This window comes from Streptomyces sp. NPDC040589 (assembly GCF_055594445.1).
Genome location: NZ_JBVIWP010000012.1, coordinates 240,074 through 257,480, shown reverse-complemented (window position 1 = coordinate 257,480; position 17,407 = coordinate 240,074). Strand labels below are relative to the sequence as shown.

The following is a 17,407-nucleotide window of genomic DNA, read 5'->3' as shown; positions in this document are numbered from 1 at the left end:
CCCTCTCGGGCTTTCCTCCGGGCGCTTCCCTTCGGTCTTGCGTTTCCGACTCTATCAGATCTTTCTGATCCGATTTCCTCGGTGCTTTCCAGGTTCCCGCTTCCGCGTTTCCCTTTCCGGCGGTTCCGACTCTATCAGATCCTTTCGGGCCTGATCCCCAGTCAGTGGGGGTTTGTCTTTGCGGCTGTTGGGCCGTTCCGACGAGTGAGACTTTAGCGGATTCCCCGGCTCCCGAGCCAATCGGGTGCCGCGTCCTTTCGAACGGGATTCCTCGTTCCGTAAATACGCATACCAATGAGACGACGACAGGTGTACTGCGCGTCGAAGAGTGGTTGGTACTTGCGGAGTGGCTGCCCGGGGACCGACCGGAGTCGGTGCTCACGTCGGGCAACTCGGAGAACACTACGGATCGGGTCTGGGCGTGTCAACTCAAGGGCGGGCGGCACTCCAGGGGCGTAGTCTGAGGTGCATGACGACGCGTACGTGCACCCAGCTGTGGTGGGCCGCCTGACGGCGGCCGTTCTCACGTATGCATTCAACGGCCGCCGCTTCGGCGGCCGTTCTTGTTTCTCCCTCCGGAACCACCGAGGGGCGGCCGCCCGGGGCGGCGGTCCTGGCCAGGAGGTGGAGGAGAGATGACACGGGTCTTCAGCGGGGTCAAGCCGACGGGGCATCTGACGCTGGGGAACTACCTGGGAGCCATGCGGCGGTGGGCTGCCGTCGACCAGCACGAGGCCGATGCCTTGTTCTGTGTCGTCGATCTGCATGCGCTGACCGTGGAGCACGATCCGGCGCGGGTGCGCCGGCTGAGCCGGCAGGCAGCGACGTTGCTGCTGGCGTCCGGGCTGGATCCGGAGGTGTGCACGGTGTTCGTGCAGAGCCATGTGGACGAGCACGCTCGGCTGTCGTACGTGCTGGAGTGCGTGGCCACCGACGGTGAGATGCGGCGGATGATCCAGTACAAGGAGAAGGCCGCGCGGGAGCAGCGGCGGGGTGGGAGTGTGCGGCTGTCGCTGCTGACCTACCCCGTGCTGATGGCGGCGGACATCCTGGCCTACGGGGCCGATGAGGTGCCGGTCGGGGACGACCAGCGACAGCATGTGGAGCTCGCTCGGGATATCGCCGCGCGGTTCAACCAGCGGTACGGGCATACGTTCGTGGTGCCTCGGGCCACGCGTCCCGAAGTCGCGGCCCGGGTGATGAATCTGCAGGATCCGATGTCGAAGATGGGCAAGAGCGACGACGTCGGGCCGGGGATCGTCTATCTGCTGGACGAGCCGGACGTGATGCGGAAGAAGGTCATGCGGGCGGTGACCGACAGCGGGCAGGAGGTCGTGTACGACCGGGAGGCCCGGCCGGGGCTCGCGAACCTGCTGGAGATTCTCGCCGCGTGCTCGGGTGGGAGTCCTGAGGAGCTGGCCGGTGCGTATCCGTCGTACGGGGCGCTGAAGAAGGACACCGCCGAGGCTGTGGTCGAGGTGCTTCGGCCTGTGCAGGAGCGGCACAAGGAATTGTGTGCGGATCCCGGGTATGTGGAGCGCGTGCTGCGGGACGGGGCGGCGCGGGCGCGGGGGATGGCCCGGCCGACTGTGGATGCCGCCTATGGCGCGATCGGGTTGCTGCCGGCCGTGTCGGAGGTGGCTGAGGCGGGTGCCGCGCTGACGGTGTGATGTGCGGCGGGGGCGGGTGATCGGCCCGCCCCCGGGTGCTTCAGCTGTTGTTGCCGGAGGCCAGGGCGCGGCTGCGGTCGCGGGCGGCTTCGAGGGCGGCGATGAGGGCGGCTCGTACGCCGTGGTTCTCTAGTTCGCGGATGGCGTTGATCGTCGTGCCGGCGGGGGACGTGACGTTCTCGCGGAGCTTGACCGGGTGCTCGCCGCTGTCGCGGAGCATCGTCGCGGCGCCGATGGCGGACTGGACGATCAGGTCGTGGGCCTTGTCGCGGGGCAGGCCGAGGAGGATGCCGGCGTCGGTCATGGCTTCGACCAGGTAGAAGAAGTAGGCCGGGCCGGAGCCGGAGAGGGCGGTGCAGGCGTCCTGCTGGGACTCGGGGACGCGGAGGGTCTTGCCGACGGCGCCGAAGATCTCCTCGGTGTGGGCGAGGTGGCCGGCGGTGGCATGGGTGCCGGCGGAGATGACGGACATCGCCTCGTCGACCAGGGCGGGGGTGTTCGTCATGACCCGGACGACCGGGGTGTCGGGGGCGAGTCGCTCCTCGAAGTACGCCGTGGGGATGCCGGCGGCGCCGCTGATGACCAGGCGGTCGGCGGGGACGTGCGGGGCGAGTTCGTCGAGGAGCGTGCCCATGTCCTGCGGTTTGACCGTGAGGATCAGGGTGTCGGCGGTCTTCGCGGCTTCCGGGTTGGTGACCGGGGTGACGCCGTAGCGGGTGCGGAGTTCTTCGGCTCGTTCCTGGCGGCGGGAGGTGACCAGGAGGTCGGCCGGGTTCCAGCCGGCGCGGATCATTCCGCTGAGCAGGGCTTCGCCGATCTTGCCGGTGCCGAGGACTGCGACTTTCTGGGTCATGGCGCGGGGTGCCTCCGGGGGTGCGTCGTCCGGTGTCCATCGTCGCATCGGGGAGGGCGGGGTGGCTCGCGTGTCCGGTGGGCGGGATGTCGGGTGGCCCGGCTCACGCCGTCCTGCGTCGTAGCGTCGCCGCGCCCAGGGCCAGGACCAGGAGGGCGCAGCCCGCCACGATCAGGGCGTCGCGTACGAAGGTGGCCGTCATGTCGGTGTGGTGGAGGACCTCGTTCATGCCGTCCACGGCGTAGGACATGGGGAGGACGTCGGAGATGGTCTCCAGGACCGGGTGCATGGTGTCGCGCGGGGTGAACAGGCCGCAGAGCAGGAGCTGGGGGAAGATCACCGCCGGCATGAACTGGACCGCCTGGAATTCCGAGGCCGCGAAGGCGGAGACGAAGAGGCCGAGAGCCGTGCCGAGGAGGGCGTCGAGGAGGGCCACCAGGAGCAGGAGCCAGGGGCTGCCGGTGACGTCGAGGCCGAGGAACCAGACCGCGAGGCCCGTGGCCAGGGCGGACTGGATGATCGCGAGGGTGCCGAAGGCGAGGGCGTAGCCGGCGATCAGGTCGCCCTTGCCGAGGGGCATGGCGAGGAGGCGTTCGAGGGTCCCCGAGGTGCGTTCGCGCAGGGTGGCGATGGAGGTCACCAGGAACATCGTGATCAGCGGGAAGATCCCGAGGAGGGACGCGCCGATGCTGTCGAAGGTGCGGGGGTTGCCGTCGAAGACGTAGCGGAGCAGGAGCAGCATCACGCAGGGGATGAGGAGCAGGAGCGCGATGGTGCGCGGGTCGTGGGTGAGCTGGCGCAGGACGCGGGTGGTGGTGGCGGTGGTGCGGGCCGCGCTCAGGGCTTTCGGTGAGGTGTTCGGCGGGGTGGGGGTGACGGTTGTGGTGCGGGGCGTCGTCATCGTGTCGTCTCCTTCGGGCGGGATGCCGCCTTCGCCTCATCCACCAGGTGCAGGAAGGCCTCCTCGACCGTTTCGGCGCCGGTGGTGGTGCGCAGGGCTTCGGGGGTGTCGTCGGCGAGGAGCTCGCCTTCGCGCATGAGGAGGAGGCGGTGGCAGCGCTCGGCCTCGTCCATGACGTGGGAGGAGACGAGGAGGGTCGCGCCGCGGCTTGCCGCGATGTCGTGGAAGAGGTTCCAGAGGTCGCGGCGCAGGACCGGGTCGAGGCCGACGGTCGGTTCGTCGAGGACCAGGAGTTCGGGGGTGCCGAGGAGGGCGACGGCCAGGGAGACGCGGCTGCGCTGGCCGCCGGAGAGGTTGCCGGCCAGGGAGTCGGCGTGGGTGGTGAGGTCGACGTCGGCTGTGGCGCGGGTGACGTTGTCGTGGCGGCGGTCGGTGGCGGATCGGCCGGGGTCGAGGATCGCGGCGAAGTAGTCGAGGTTCTGGCGGACGGTCAGGTCGTCGTAGACGGACGGGGCCTGGGTGACGTAGCCGATGCGGGTACGCAGGGTGGGGTGGCCTGCGGGGCGGCCGAGGACGTCGAGGGTGCCGGTGACCTTGGCCTGGGTGCCGACGATGGAGCGCATGAGGGTCGACTTGCCGCAGCCGGAGGGGCCGAGCAGGCCGGTGATCTGGCCGCGGGGGACGGTGAAGCCGAGGGCTCGCAGGACCGTGCGGGGGCCACGGGCGACGGTGAGGTTTTCGGCGTGTACGGCCGTGGGGTCTGTGGTCGTGTTCGCGCCCGGGCGTGGTGGGCTGGGAGCATTATTCATCATGCGATGAATAATGCTCCCGGGGGTGGTGCGCGTCAAGCAGGAGTCTTGGCGAGCAGGAGGACGACCTCGTAGACCTCCTCGACGGAACCGTCCGGGAAGGCCCTGAGCAGGTGCTCGCGTTCCGCGGCGAGGAAGGACGCGGTGTGTTCCTCGCCGCGGACCAGGAAGACCGAGTGGCTGGCGAGGTTGGCGAGGTGGGTGTCGACCGGGACGCGGCGGCTCCAGCGGACCGTGCGGCGGGTGAAGTCGAGGCGGCCGGTGGGGTCGGCGGCGCGGGCGTTGACGTTCCGCTTCTCGGCGGAGATGTCGATGCCGAAGTGGCGCCCGGTGCGGGCGGCGGCCTCGGCGATCCAGGGGACGTCGAGGGCGTCGGTGTTCCACCAGAGGGCGAGTGAGCCGCCGGGGCGCAGGACGCGGAGGGCCTCCGGGACGGCTCGGGCGGGGTCGGTCCAGTGCCAGGCCTGGGCGTACGTGACGAAGTCGAGGGAGGCGGTGGCGAGAGGGAGGTCGTCGCCGGTGCCTCGGACGATGGGGATGGCGGGGAGGGTGCGGCGGAATTGCGCTGCCATGCCGTCGCCGGGTTCCACCGCGATGACGTCTGCGCCTCGGGCGTTCAGGAGGGCGGTCGCTATGCCGGTGCCTGCGCCGATGTCTGCGACGCGGGAGCCGGGGAGGGGGTGGCCGGCCAGGGCTTCTATCGCGTCGAAGAGGGCTGGGGGGTAGGAGGGGCGGTTGGCCGCGTATTGGGCTGCGGCGGTGTTGAAGGAGTGGGCTCGGGTGGTTCGGGTGGGTTCGGGGTCGGGGGTGGGTGGTTCGGTGGGTGCGGGTTCGGGGGTGGGGCGTGCTCCGGGGGTGGGGTGGTGGGCGGTGGGAGGTGTGGTCATACGGCCATGGTGGCCGGGGGTGGGGTGGGGTGCGGTGAGATTTCGGTGAGAGGGGGCGGGCTATGCGCGGCGGCGCTTCTTCCCCGGGCGGCGGGTGGTCTTCTTCTCGTGTCGCTTGCGGGCTGCCTTGTACTCCTCGCGGTGCAGCTTCTCGCCGGGGGCCTCGGTGAGGGAGCGGAAGAAGTACGCGAGGAGGGAGCCGACGAAGCCGATGGCCAGGAGGCCGCGGAGGGATGCCTGGCGGTCGGGGTCGGGGCGGCGGGTGAAGCCGTCCCAGGTGTGGCGGAAGGCCATCGCGCTGCAGATCGCGAACATCACGATCATGAGGAGCGAGACGAAGCCGCCGATCGCGGCGATCTGGAGGCCCTGGTAGGCGAGGCGGAGGACCAGGCAGGCGGCGGCCGCGGTGGCCAGTGAGCCGACGGCGACGGCGATGCGGCGGGGGGTGTAGCCGTTGTCGTGGTTCAGCCAGGTCGTGCCGAAGAAGCGGATGGGTTCGGGGGTCGGGCCGGGGGGTGGGGTGCCGTTCTCTGCGCTCACGGGCTGATTATCGCGCGGGGGTGCGGGGGGCCTGCGGCGGCCTGTGGGGCTTTGGCGGGGGTGCGCGTCGCGCGCCTGCGCGGTGGGTGTGGGTCGGGGCCGCGTCGGGGGGTGTCCGTCCTCGGAACGGCGCGATGGGGTGAGAGACCAATTGACTGGCGTTGACGCGCCAACCGCTGCGGGCGGACACCCCCCGACACGTCCCCTTCTCGCCGTGCGCGGGTGCGGGTGCGCGGTGGTCCCACGAGCACATGCCGCGGGCGGCCCGCAGTGGGGGCGGGCCGCTCGCGGTTGTGTGGTGCGGGTCAGGAGCAGCGGGGGCGGATGTAGCCGTCGCTGCCGGTGTTCACGTAGGCATCCGAGATGTACTGGCCGCTCGCGATGTTGTCCCAGATGGTGGTCGTGCCGTACGGGCCCGTGACGCGGGTGCCGGGTGTCTGGCAGTGGATGGCCACCCGGGCGCCCTCCGGCAGGGTCCTGACGATCGGATAGCCGGTGCCGGGGCCGCTGCGGACGTTGAGGCTGACGCCGGGTGCGATCGAGTAGTACGTGGCCGCGGCGGCCAGTGTGGTGACCACCGGCATGCCGGTGCTGGGTCTGACCTGTTCTACAGACATGAAAAACCTCCCCCGTTGAACCCCATGGCAGCCATGGGGTCCCGTTGATTCCCCTGAATCACGCCATCAAACACTTGTGCGCGATTCGCCAGCGGAGGCTAGCAAGCCGCCTCTGTCTCGTACGAGTCATCGACTAGGCTCCGTGCGTCGCGCGCGCGGACGAACAGCACGGGGGTGGTTCCATGGCGGCGCAGGGAAACGCCGGAGCGGGCCCGGAAGCGGAACTTCCTGAATTTGCCGGTCACTATCGACTCGAAGAGCGTCTGGGGTCGGGCGGCATGGGGGTCGTGCATCTGGCCCGGAGCACCTCCGGGATGAAGGTGGCCGTGAAGGTCGTGCACGCGCAGTTCGCCGAGGACCCCGAGTTCAGGGGGCGTTTCCGGCAGGAGGTGGCTGCGGCCCGGCGGGTCAGCGGGGCCTTCACCGCGCCCGTGGTGGATGCCGATCCCGAGGCCGGGCGGCCCTGGATGGCCACGCTGTTCATCCCGGGGCCGACGCTGGCCCAGGAGGTGAAGCGGAACGGGCCCTTGGCCCCTGCGCAGTTGCGTCGGGTGATGGCCGGGCTCGCCGAGGCGCTGCGCGACATCCATCGGGTCGGGGTCGTGCACCGGGACCTGAAGCCGAGCAATGTCCTGCTCGCCGAGGACGGGCCGAAGGTCATCGACTTCGGCATTTCCCGGCCAAAGGACAGCGAGTTGCGCACCGAGACCGGGAAGCTGATCGGCACGCCGCCCTTCATGGCGCCCGAGCAGTTCCGGCGGCCCAGGGAAGTGGGACCCGCCGCCGATGTCTTCGCGCTCGGGTCGGTGATGGTGCACGCGGCTACCGGGCGGGGGCCGTTCGACTCCGACAGTCCTTACGTCGTCGCGTACCAGGTGGTGCATGACGAGCCCGAGCTGACCGGCGTACCGGAGCAGCTGGCGCCGCTCGTGCTGCGGTGTCTCGCCAAGGAGCCCGAGGACCGGCCCTCGCCCGACGAGTTGATGCGGGAACTGCGGTCGGTGGCGGCGTCGTACGACACGCAGGTGTTCATACCGGCGCAGCGCGTGGACGAGACGCCAGATGCGGGTGAGGCGCCGGGTGCGGGTGAGCCGGCGGCCGTCGCGGCCCCTCGTCGGTCCAGGCCGCGCCTCGGCAGGCGGGCCGCTCTCGGGGCCGGTGCCCTCGGGCTGGCCGTCGTCGGCGCGCTCGCGGCGGTGCCCTTGCTCGGGGGCGGTCCCGCTCCGGCGCCCGCGGTCAGTGCACCGCGGACCACGGCTGCCGCCTTCACGGCGTGGACGGCGACGCCGTTGTCCCGGACGGGTGGCACCCCTCTGTGCTCTTACGCGGCCGGGAAGTTGCTCTGCGCGCAGAGCGGGCTGGTCTTCGCTCTCGATCCGGCCGACGGGCGTCTGCTGTGGAAGTACCCGCTGGAGGGGATCGCCGCCGAGGGGCCGCCGAGTGGGACTCCGGTCGTGTCGGGTGATCTGGTGCTGGCCGGGCTCGGTCACGGGGAGCGGCTGACCGCGCTCGATCCGGAGTCGGGTGATGTGGTCCGGCGGCAGGCCATGTCCATGTCGGGTGGGGTGCAGGCGGTGGGAGGGATGGTGCTCCTCACCGCGGCCGACGGCACGGTGACGGGTGTGGACAGTGCCTCCGGGGACGTGAAGTGGCGTCAGCCGATTCCGGGACAGGAGGTGCCGTACTTCACGGCGTTCCCCGGGGATCCGCTGGCGTACGCGGCGACCGTGGCCGGTGATGGGGCCACGACGAAGGTGACGGCGGTGGATCCCGGCACCGGCGAGGTGCGGTGGGACGCGCGGCTCGAAGGGGCGTTGGAGCCGATCGGGACGGTGGGCGGGCGGGTCGTGTTCGTCTCCGTCGATGCCGTGCGCGGGGAGGCGCGGGCCGTGGTTCGGTACAGCCCGGAGGGGCGGACGAGCGAGCGTGTGCCGTTGCGTATCCCGTTGCAGGGGGTTCAGGGCAGTGTGCGTGGGGACGTCGTCCATCTGATGGCGGAGGGCGGGGGGCTGGTCGCCGTCGATCTGAAGGCGCGCGAGCAGCTGTGGAGTCTGCAGACCGGTGTGGCCCGGGGGTCCGTGCCCGTCGCCGACGATCGGTACGTGTACGTCACCACGCCGGACGGGCGGCTGCTCGCCGTCGACGCGCGGCGCGGGAAGCTCGTCGGGCAGACGTCTCCCCGGCTGGGGGATCAGTCGGACCGGGTTCCGGCCACGCTGCCCGAGCCCGTGGTCGTGGACGACCATGTCTACGTCGGTGCTCCGGACGGCACCGTCTTCGGCGTGGACGGGCGTGATCCGGCCGGCTGGTAGGGGCCGCCGCCTCGCGGGGCGGCCCCGGGGTGCTCAGCCGAGCTTCGACACGTCCCGCACGGCGCCCTTGTCCGCGCTGGTCGCCATCGCGGCGTAGGCGCGCAGGGCGGCGGAGACCTTGCGGTCGCGGTTCTTCGGGGCGTAGACGCCGTTCAGGGCTTCCTCGCGGCGGGCCAGTTCGGCGTCGTCGACGAGGAGTTCGATGGTGCGGTTCGGGATGTCGATACGGATGCGGTCGCCGTCCTCGACGAGGGCGATGGTGCCGCCGCCGGCCGCCTCGGGCGAGGCGTGCCCGATGGAGAGGCCGGAGGTGCCGCCGGAGAAGCGGCCGTCGGTGATCAGGGCGCAGGCCTTGCCGAGGCCGCGGCCCTTCAGGTACGAGGTCGGGTAGAGCATCTCCTGCATGCCGGGGCCGCCCTTGGGGCCCTCGTAGCGGATGACGACGACGTCGCCCTCCGTGATCTGTTTCAGCAGGATCTTCTCGACGGCCTCCTCCTGCGACTCGCAGACGACCGCCGGGCCCTCGAAGGTCCAGATGGACTCGTCGACGCCGGCCGTCTTCACCACGCAGCCGTCGACCGCGAGGTTGCCCTTGAGGACCGCGAGGCCGCCGTCCTTGGAGTACGCGTGCTCGACGGAGCGGATGCAGCCGCCCTCGGCGTCCTCGTCGAGGGACGCCCAGCGCTCGGACTGGGAGAAGGCCTCGGCGGAGCGGACGCAGCCGGGGGCCGCGTGCCACAGTTCGAGGGCCTCGGGGGACGGGGAGCCGCCGCGCACGTCCCAGGTCTTCAGCCAGTCGGACAGGGTGGGGCTGTGGACCGAGTGCACGTCCTCGTTGAGCAGGCCGCCGCGGTGCAGTTCGCCGAGGAGGGCGGGGATGCCGCCGGCGCGGTGCACGTCCTCCATGTAGTACGTGCGGTTCTTGGCGACGTTCGGGGCGACCTTGGCGAGGCAGGGGACGCGGCGGGAGACCGCGTCGATCTCCTCCAGGCCGAAGGGGACGTCCGCCTCCTGGGCCGCGGCCAGCAGGTGCAGGATCGTGTTGGTCGAGCCGCCCATGGCGATGTCGAGGGCCATCGCGTTCTCGAAGGCCGCGATGGTGGCGACGTTGCGCGGCAGGACCGTGTCGTCGTCCTGCTCGTAGTAGCGGCGGGTGATGTCCATGACCGTGTTCGCCGCGTCGACGTAGAGCTGCTTGCGCGCGGTGTGCGTGGCCAGGACCGAGCCGTTGCCGGGGAGGGAGAGGCCGATGGCCTCGGTGAGGCAGTTCATCGAGTTGGCCGTGAACATGCCGGAGCAGCTGCCACAGGTCGGGCAGGCGTTCTCCTCGATACGGAGGATGTCCTCGTCCGAGATCTTGTCGTTCACCGCGTCGGAGATCGCGTCGACCAGGTCCAGCGTGCGGACCGTGCCGTCGACCAGCGTCGCGCGGCCGGACTCCATCGGGCCGCCGGAGACGAACACCGTCGGGATGTTCAGGCGCAGGGCCGCGTTGAGCATGCCCGGGGTGATCTTGTCGCAGTTGGAGATGCAGATCAGGGCGTCGGCGCAGTGGGCCTCGACCATGTACTCGACCGAGTCCGCGATGAGGTCGCGGGAGGGGAGGCTGTACAGCATGCCGCCGTGGCCCATGGCGATGCCGTCGTCCACCGCGATGGTGTTGAACTCGCGCGGGATGCCGCCGGCCTCGACGATCGCCTCGCTGACGATCCGGCCGACCGGCTGGAGGTGGGTGTGGCCCGGCACGAACTCGGTGAAGCTGTTGGCGACCGCGATGATCGGCTTGCGGCCGATGTCCGCACCCGGTACACCGGAGGCCCGCATAAGGGCGCGGGCGCCCGCCATGTTGCGGCCGTGGGTGACTGTGCGGGACCTCAGCTCGGGCATCGTCGCTCGCTCCTTCAGAGACTGCGTCAGAGGATTCGGAGATTTCTGACTGCCATCGAGCGTACGCCGGTCATCCAGAGGGCGGGACGGCGTGTCCGAAATGCGGGATGAGTGTCTCGGTCGACGGCTGTCCTCGGCGGGTCAGGGGTTGGTGAGATGGCCCTGTACGACCGGGGCCAGGCGCTCGATGATCTGCTCCAGGTCCGCCGAGGCCAGTGGTTCGACCTTGATGACGTAGCGCAGCATGGCCGTGCCCACGAGCTGGGCGGCGGCGAGCTCGGCCCGCAGTTCGGCGTCCGGCAGGTCGAGGCGGCCGGCGATGCGGCTCAGCACCTGGGTGGCGACGATCCGGCGGAAGACGGCGGCCGCCGTCTCGTTGGTGACGGCCGAGCGGACGATGGCGAGCAGGGGCGCGCGGGTCGCCGGGTTCTCCCAGATGCCGAAGAAGAAGCGGACCAGGCGCTCCCCCACGCCGTCGAGCGGTCCCTCCTCGATGGCCTTCGGCGCCTCGATGGCGGGGGCGAAGGACTGGGTGATCGCCGCCTCGAAGACCTGCTCCTTCGTGCCGAAGTAGTGGTGCACGAGCGCCGAGTCGACCTCGGCGGCCTTGGCGATGCCGCGCACGGACGTCTTCTCGAAGCCGCGCTCGGAGAACTCGTCCCGGGCGGCGGTGAGGATGCGGTCGCGGGTGTCGGCCGACTCCGTGCGCGGGGGGCGGCCCCGGCGGCGGGCGGTGGTGCCGGTTCCGGTTCCTGTGCCGGTTCCGGCCGGGGGCTCGTGCGACGGCCGGTCGCTCATCGTCGCGGCACCTTCACCGCCGAGGCCAGGTGCAGGCGCGTGAAGGCCAGCGCCTCCGCCAGGTCGGCCTCCCGCTCCGCGCTCGACATGGCGCGGCGGGTGTTGACCTCGATGACGACGTGCCCGTCGAAGCCGGTCAGGGCGAGCCGCTCCAGCACCTCGGCGCAGGGCTGGGTGCCGCGGCCGGGCACCAGGTGCTCGTCCTTGGCCGATCCCCTGCCGTCGGCGAGGTGGACGTGGCCGAGGCGGTCTCCCATGCGGTCGACCATGTCCAGTGCGTCGGCGCGGGCCGTCGCGGTGTGGCTGAGGTCGATCGTGAAGTGCCGGTAGTCGTCCTTCGTCACGTCCCAGTCGGGGGCGTACGCGAGCATCTCGCGGTCGCGGTAGCGCCAGGGGTACATGTTCTCGACGGCGAACCGTACGTCCGTCTCGTTCGCCATGCGCCAGATGCCGGTGACGAAGTCCCGGGCGTACTGGCGCTGCCAGCGGAAGGGCGGGTGTACGACGACGGTGCTCGCGTCGAGCTTCTCGGCCGCCGCGCGGGCCCGCTGGAGCTTGGTCCAGGGGTCGGTGGACCAGACGCGCTGCGTGATGAGCAGGCAGGGGGCGTGGACGGCCAGGATCGGGATCTGGTGGTAGTCGCTGAGTCTGCGCAGCGCCTCGATGTCCTGGCTCACGGGATCCGTCCAGACCATGACCTCGACTCCGTCGTAGCCGAGGCGTGCGGCGATCTCGAAGGCCGTGGCCGTCGACTCCGGGTAGACCGAGGCCGTCGACAGGGCGACCTTCGCGTCCGGGATCTTTACGGCTGGCTCTGCCATGCAGGACAGATTACGGGGTGTGGTCGGGGCGGGGCGGGGGGCCTCATCGCCGTTGTGGTGTTTGCCACGGCGGGGGTGCATGTCCTTCGCAGCTCTCCTACACCGACTCCATGTGGTCCAGGCGCCGCAGGATCACGCCCTCCCGCAGCGCCCACGGGCAGATCTCCACGCGCTCGACGCCGAACAGGTCCATCGCGCCCTCGGCGACCAGGGCACCGGCCAGGAGCTGGTTCGCCCGGCCCTCGGAGACGCCCGGCAGCTCGGCCCGTTCCGCCTCCTTCATGCCGGCCAGCCTCGGGACCCAGGCCTCCAGGGACTCCCGCTTGAGTTCGCGCTGGACGTAGGGGCCCTCGGCGGAGCGTGCGGCGCCGGCGATGCGGGCCAGCTGCTTGAAGGTCTTGGACGTGGCCACGACGTGGTCGGGGGAGCCGATGCGGCTGAACTCGCCGACCGTGCGGGCGATCTCGGTGCGCACATGGCGGCGCAGGGCACGGACGTCGTCCGGGGAGGGCGGGTCGCCGGGCAGCCAGCCGGCGGTGAGGCGGCCGGCGCCCAGCGGCAGCGAGACGGCCGCGTCGGGCTCCTCGTCGATGCCGTAGGCGATCTCCAGGGAGCCGCCGCCGATGTCCAGGACCAGCAGTTTTCCGGCCGACCAGCCGAACCAGCGGCGGGCGGCGAGAAAGGTGAGGCGGGCCTCCTCCGCGCCGGTGAGGACCTGGAGCTCGACGCCGGTCTCGGCGCGCACACGCGCGAGGACGTCATCGGCGTTGCGGGCCTCGCGCACGGCGGAGGTGGCGAACGGCAGCAGATCCTCGACGCCCTTGTCCTCGGCGGCCTGGAGCGCCTCCTGGACGACCGAGACCAGCTGGTCGACGCCGTGCGGGCCGATCGCGCCGTCGTCGTCGAGGAGCTGGGCGAGGCGCAGTTCCGCCTTGTGCGAGTGCGCGGGCAACGGGCACGCGCCGGGATGCGCGTCCACCACGAGCAGATGCACCGTGTTCGATCCCACGTCGAGGACACCGAGTCTCATGTACGGAACGCTACTGCCAGCCGGGCCGTCCGCCGTCCTCGGTAGGGGGACAAGGCCCGTACCCTGGAGCTGTGCCAAAGACGAAAAAGGCGAAGCGCGACAAATCATCGGGGGCCGCGGTGTCCGACGAGAAGGGCCTCGACTTCGCCCGCGCGTGGGTGGAGTTTCCTGATCCGGCGGACGACGAGCAGGTCTTCCGCTGCGATCTGACATGGCTGACCTCTCGCTGGAACTGCATCTTCGGCAGCGGCTGCCAGGGCATCCAGGCCGGCCGCGCGGACGACGGGTGCTGCACGCTGGGTGCCCACTTCTCCGACGAGGACGACGAGAAGCGGGTCGCCGAGCATGTGGCGAGGCTCACTCCGGACATCTGGCAGAACCACGCCGAGGGCACGAGCAGCGGCTGGATCTCCGAGGACGAGGACGGTGACCGGCAGACACGCCCCTTCCAGGGCTCGTGCATCTTCCAGAACCGGCCCGGCTTCGCGGGCGGCGCGGGCTGCTCGCTGCACATCCTCGCCCTGAAGGAGGGCCGCGAGCCGCTGGAGACCAAGCCGGACGTGTGCTGGCAGCTGCCGGTGCGGCGGACGTACGAGTGGATCGACCGGCCCGACGACACGCGCGTGCTGCAGGTGTCGATCGGTGAGTACGACCGCCGCGGCTGGGGGCCGGGCGGTCATGACCTGCACTGGTGGTGCACGTCGGCGACCTCGGCGCACGGCGCGGGCGACCCGGTGTACGTGTCCTACCGGCCGGAGCTGATCGAGCTGATGGGCAAGGCCGGCTACGACCGGCTGGTCGAGCTGTGCGAGGAGCGGCTGGCCTCGCAGCTGCCGTTGCTGGCACCGCATCCGGCGGATCCGGTCGTCTGACCTGCGTTGATGTCGGCCGACGTGCGTCTATGACGTGGGCGGACTCGGGTCGTCGCCCTCCCAGGGCGGGGGCGTCGAGTCCGTCGGGTCGCTCGGGCCCGGGTCGGTGGGCGTGGGGTCCGGGTCGGGCGACGGAGGCGGGGTGGTCGGCGTCGGGTCGGGGTCCGGCGCCGAGGTCGTGGGCGTCGGGTCGGGCTGCGTCGGCGGCGGGTCACTGGGGTGGGGGTCCGGGCCGGGGCCGGGATCGGAGGGGGTGGGCGCGGTGCCGAAGCCCTCGATGTGGACGACGGCGCCGACGGGTGCGACCGCCACCTGTGCGTGCCAGGGGCCGGAGGGCTCCCGCAGATGGTCGACGTACACCTTGATCGTCAACGACTCGCCCGGCCGGAGCGTTCCCGAGGACTGGCTGAGGTAGAGCCAGTCGGCTCCCGTGGAGGCGGACCAGCGGACCGGGGCCGGGCCCGTGGCGGCGAGGGTGATCAGGGTGGTGTCGCCGGTGTTGTCCGCCGTGACGTCCAGAGCGCTCGCGCGGCCGGCGACGGCGACGCCGATGACCTCCACGGACACGTCGGCCTTGCCGTTCTTGCCGAAGCGGGGGCCGGGTCTGGTGCTCGCGTTGCCGGTGTTCTCGTAGCCGCCGCCGGCCATCTCGCCGTCCAGGCCGAGCGGGTCGTCCACCTCCAGCGCTGAGGCGGAGCGGCCGTCCTGCGCCTCGCCCACGGGGGTGCCCCGGTAGGCGGCCCACAGGGCGAGCACGGGGGCGGCCACGACGGTGGCGACGACGGTCGTGGTGACGGCACGCGCGCGGAGACGGTCCCTTCGGGCGGCGCGGTCCTTGGGGTCCATCGGGTAGCCGCGCCGGTCGAAGCGGGGGGCCGCGCCCCGCGCGCGTGGGTGGTGGGCCATGGCGACGTGCAGGGCCGCGAGAGGCGCGGGCAGGACGGGCAGCGCGGCGGGTGTGACGCTGGTGCCGGGCCAGCGGCCGGGGATGGCGCGCTCGGCGGTGCGGCGGCAGCGCGGGCAGTCGTCGACGTGCCGGACGAGCTCGCGGCGCAGGGCCGTGCCGAGCACGAGCCGGTCGTCGCCGACGAGGTGGGCGACGCTCGGACACGCCCCGGTCTCGACCACGGCGAGGGCCGCACGCGTGCGTTCGACCTCGCAGGCGGCGGAGGCGAGCAGGTCGCGGGTGGCGGCGAGGTCCATGCCGAGGACGGCGGCGACCTCGTGGGCGGCGAGGTGGTGGCGCACGGCCAGTTCGAGCGCCTCCCGCTGCTCCGGGGTGGTTCCGGCGGCCTCCGGCCAGGCCAGCAGGGCCAGTTCGCCGCGGCGCCGCTCCTGGACCTCCTCGGAGAGGACCGGTGCGGCCGGGCGGTCGACGCGCTGCGCGCGGCCCGCCGCGTGGCTGCTCGTACGTTTCTGCTTGGCCTCGGCCAGCCCCCGCAGGCACGCCCAGCGGGCCAGCGCATACAGCCAGGCCCTGCGGTCAGCGGGCGCCTCGGGGACGTGCCGGCCGCGGCGTTCGGCGAGCGCGAGGACGTCGCCCAGGGCGGCGGTCGCGGCGTCGTGGTCGCACAGCACGGACAGGCAGTAGGTGAACAGGCCGTCCAGGTAGGGCTCGTAGCGCGCGGGCGGCCGCTGCACCAGCGTGCGCGCCGCACCGCGGTCACGCGCTTCCCGGTGCGCCCGGTGGGCGCCGGCCGAGCGGGTCGAGATCTCCGGCGTACTGCTCGTCATTCGGCGACCGTAGGGGGCCGGGAGTGTTACCTTCCGGCGGCTTGAGCACATTTAATCCGTACGGGTGAAACGATCCCTCAATAGGGGACAGGAACCTGTTGTTCCGCCGCTGGCGCGGGGTGGCGGGGGCCTGGCGCGCGGGTGGCCGCGCGCTCCGGTCCCCGCGGTGTCAGTGCCTGCGGCTACGGTTCGTCCATGGCTGCCCGTACGAAGACCACCAAGGACCGCCCGTCCTACCGCTGCACGGAGTGCGGGTGGCAGACGGCGAAGTGGCTCGGCCGCTGCCCCGAGTGCCAGGCCTGGGGGACGGTCGAGGAGTACGGCACACCCGCGGTCCGTACGACGGCACCGGGCAGGGTCACCACCTCCGCCCTGCCCATCGGCCAGGTGGACGGCCGCCGGGCGACGGCCCGCACCACCGGCGTGCCCGAGCTGGACCGCGTGCTCGGCGGCGGCCTGGTCCCCGGCGCGGTGGTGCTGGTCGCGGGCGAGCCGGGCGTCGGCAAGTCGACGCTCCTGCTCGACGTGGCGGCCAAGTCGGCGAGCGACGAGCACCGCACGCTGTACGTCACGGGCGAGGAGTCGGCGAGCCAGGTCCGGCTGCGCGCCGACCGCATCAACGCCATCGACGACCATCTGTACCTGGCCGCCGAGACGGATCTGGCGGCGGTGCTGGGCCACTTGGACGCGGTGAAGCCGTCGCTGCTGATCCTGGACTCGGTGCAGACGGTGGCCTCCCCGGAGATCGACGGCGCGCCCGGCGGCATGGCCCAGGTGCGGGAGGTCGCCGGGGCCCTGATCCGGGCGTCGAAGGAACGCGGCATGTCCACGCTGCTCGTGGGCCATGTCACCAAGGACGGCGCCATCGCGGGCCCGCGCCTGCTGGAACACCTCGTGGACGTGGTGCTGCACTTCGAGGGCGACCGGCACGCCCGCCTCCGCCTCGTACGAGGTGTCAAGAACCGCTACGGCACCACCGACGAGGTCGGCTGCTTCGAACTGCACGACGAGGGCATCACGGGCCTCGCGGACCCGAGCGGACTTTTCCTGACACGTCGGGCCGAACCGGTCCCGGGCACCTGTCTGACCGTCACCCTGGAGGGCCGCCGCCCGCTGGTCGCCGAGGTCCAGGCGCTCACGGTCGACTCGCAGATCCCCTCCCCGCGCCGCACCACCTCGGGCCTGGAGACCTCCCGCGTCTCGATGATGCTGGCGGTGCTGGAACAGCGCGGCCGGATCAGCGCCTTGGGCAAGCGGGACATCTACTCCGCGACGGTCGGCGGTGTGAAGCTCTCGGAGCCCGCGGCGGACCTGGCCGTCGCCCTCGCCCTGGCGAGCGCGGCGAGTGACACACCTCTCCCCAAGAACCTGGTCGCGATCGGGGAAGTCGGCCTCGCGGGTGAGGTGAGGCGGGTCACGGGCGTGCAGCGCAGGCTGGCGGAAGCCCACCGCCTGGGCTTCACACACGCCCTGGTACCGGGCGACCCGGGCAAGATCCCCGCGGGTATGAAGGTTCTGGAAGTCTCCGACATAGGGGACGCGCTGCGGGTCCTTCCGCGCTCCCGTCGCAGAGAGGCCCCACGGGACGAGGAGGGTCGCCGGTAGACTTTGCCCAGGTCTCGCCCGTCCGTGCGAACCAAGTGTGCGACACGGGGCGCCCCAGAACCTGCGACCGG

At 71.6% G+C, this 17,407-nt stretch carries 15 protein-coding genes; 4 read left to right on the top strand and 11 right to left on the bottom strand.

Annotated features, from left to right (window positions below; all coding sequences use genetic code 11):
• Positions 1-635 precede the first annotated feature (635 nt).
• Positions 636-1,670 (top strand): tryptophan--tRNA ligase, encoded by a 1,035-nt coding sequence (gene trpS / locus ACZ58V_RS37395; protein WP_471295671.1) that lies wholly within the window; start codon positions 636-638, stop codon positions 1,668-1,670.
• 40 nt (positions 1,671-1,710) lie between these two features.
• On the opposite strand, the gene proC is transcribed toward trpS, so the two are convergent.
• From proC to ACZ58V_RS37365, 6 genes are all read right to left on the bottom strand, one after another.
• Positions 1,711-2,523, bottom strand: a complete 813-nt coding sequence (proC, locus tag ACZ58V_RS37390; RefSeq protein ID WP_189725906.1) for a pyrroline-5-carboxylate reductase — start codon at positions 2,521-2,523, stop codon at positions 1,711-1,713.
• Positions 2,524-2,626: 103 nt separating this feature from the next.
• A complete protein-coding gene (locus ACZ58V_RS37385; RefSeq protein ID WP_471295669.1) occupies positions 2,627-3,424 on the bottom strand; it encodes an ABC transporter permease in 798 nt (265 codons plus the stop codon).
• On the bottom strand, positions 3,421-4,236 hold the full coding sequence (locus ACZ58V_RS37380; RefSeq protein ID WP_471295667.1) for an ABC transporter ATP-binding protein: 816 nt from the start codon (positions 4,234-4,236) through the stop codon (positions 3,421-3,423). Before ACZ58V_RS37380 ends, ACZ58V_RS37385 begins: the two co-directional genes overlap by 4 nt.
• A gap of 32 nt (positions 4,237-4,268) precedes the next feature.
• Positions 4,269-5,120, bottom strand: a complete 852-nt coding sequence (locus ACZ58V_RS37375; RefSeq protein WP_471295665.1) for a class I SAM-dependent methyltransferase — start codon at positions 5,118-5,120, stop codon at positions 4,269-4,271.
• A 60-nt stretch (positions 5,121-5,180) separates the two neighbouring features.
• On the bottom strand, positions 5,181-5,660 hold the full coding sequence (locus tag ACZ58V_RS37370; protein WP_471295662.1) for an EamA/RhaT family transporter: 480 nt from the start codon (positions 5,658-5,660) through the stop codon (positions 5,181-5,183).
• A 305-nt stretch (positions 5,661-5,965) separates the two neighbouring features.
• Entirely contained in the window at positions 5,966-6,277 is a 312-nt protein-coding gene (locus ACZ58V_RS37365) for an SH3 domain-containing protein (RefSeq protein ID WP_468192475.1), read from the bottom strand.
• A 182-nt stretch (positions 6,278-6,459) separates the two neighbouring features.
• Here ACZ58V_RS37365 and ACZ58V_RS37360 point away from each other — a divergent pair, with 182 nt between their 5' ends.
• The gene (locus tag ACZ58V_RS37360; protein ID WP_471295659.1) at positions 6,460-8,589 is read left to right on the top strand and encodes a protein kinase domain-containing protein; all 2,130 of its coding nucleotides are present in this window, start codon (positions 6,460-6,462) and stop codon (positions 8,587-8,589) included.
• Positions 8,590-8,622: 33 nt separating this feature from the next.
• On the opposite strand, the gene ilvD is transcribed toward ACZ58V_RS37360, so the two are convergent.
• The 4 genes from ilvD to ACZ58V_RS37340 form a co-directional block, all read right to left on the bottom strand.
• The gene (gene ilvD / locus ACZ58V_RS37355; RefSeq protein WP_468192477.1) at positions 8,623-10,476 is read right to left on the bottom strand and encodes a dihydroxy-acid dehydratase; all 1,854 of its coding nucleotides are present in this window, start codon (positions 10,474-10,476) and stop codon (positions 8,623-8,625) included.
• A gap of 141 nt (positions 10,477-10,617) precedes the next feature.
• Positions 10,618-11,274 (bottom strand): TetR/AcrR family transcriptional regulator, encoded by a 657-nt coding sequence (locus ACZ58V_RS37350; RefSeq protein WP_471295657.1) that lies wholly within the window; start codon positions 11,272-11,274, stop codon positions 10,618-10,620.
• A complete protein-coding gene (locus ACZ58V_RS37345; protein ID WP_468192479.1) occupies positions 11,271-12,095 on the bottom strand; it encodes a sugar phosphate isomerase/epimerase family protein in 825 nt (274 codons plus the stop codon). Before ACZ58V_RS37345 ends, ACZ58V_RS37350 begins: the two co-directional genes overlap by 4 nt.
• 97 nt (positions 12,096-12,192) lie before the next feature.
• Positions 12,193-13,125 (bottom strand): Ppx/GppA family phosphatase, encoded by a 933-nt coding sequence (locus tag ACZ58V_RS37340; protein WP_468192480.1) that lies wholly within the window; start codon positions 13,123-13,125, stop codon positions 12,193-12,195.
• Between the two features lie 71 nt (positions 13,126-13,196).
• Between ACZ58V_RS37340 and ACZ58V_RS37335 the strand changes: the two genes are divergently transcribed.
• A complete protein-coding gene (locus tag ACZ58V_RS37335; protein ID WP_468192482.1) occupies positions 13,197-13,997 on the top strand; it encodes a DUF3109 family protein in 801 nt (266 codons plus the stop codon).
• A gap of 27 nt (positions 13,998-14,024) precedes the next feature.
• On the opposite strand, the gene ACZ58V_RS37330 is transcribed toward ACZ58V_RS37335, so the two are convergent.
• A complete protein-coding gene (locus tag ACZ58V_RS37330; protein ID WP_471295654.1) occupies positions 14,025-15,731 on the bottom strand; it encodes a BACON domain-containing protein in 1,707 nt (568 codons plus the stop codon).
• 195 nt (positions 15,732-15,926) lie between these two features.
• Between ACZ58V_RS37330 and radA the strand changes: the two genes are divergently transcribed.
• Positions 15,927-17,336 carry a DNA repair protein RadA gene (gene radA, locus ACZ58V_RS37325; RefSeq protein ID WP_189725893.1) on the top strand — a complete coding sequence of 470 codons (1,410 nt, stop codon included), beginning with the start codon at positions 15,927-15,929 and terminating at the stop codon, positions 17,334-17,336.
• Positions 17,337-17,407 lie beyond the last annotated feature (71 nt).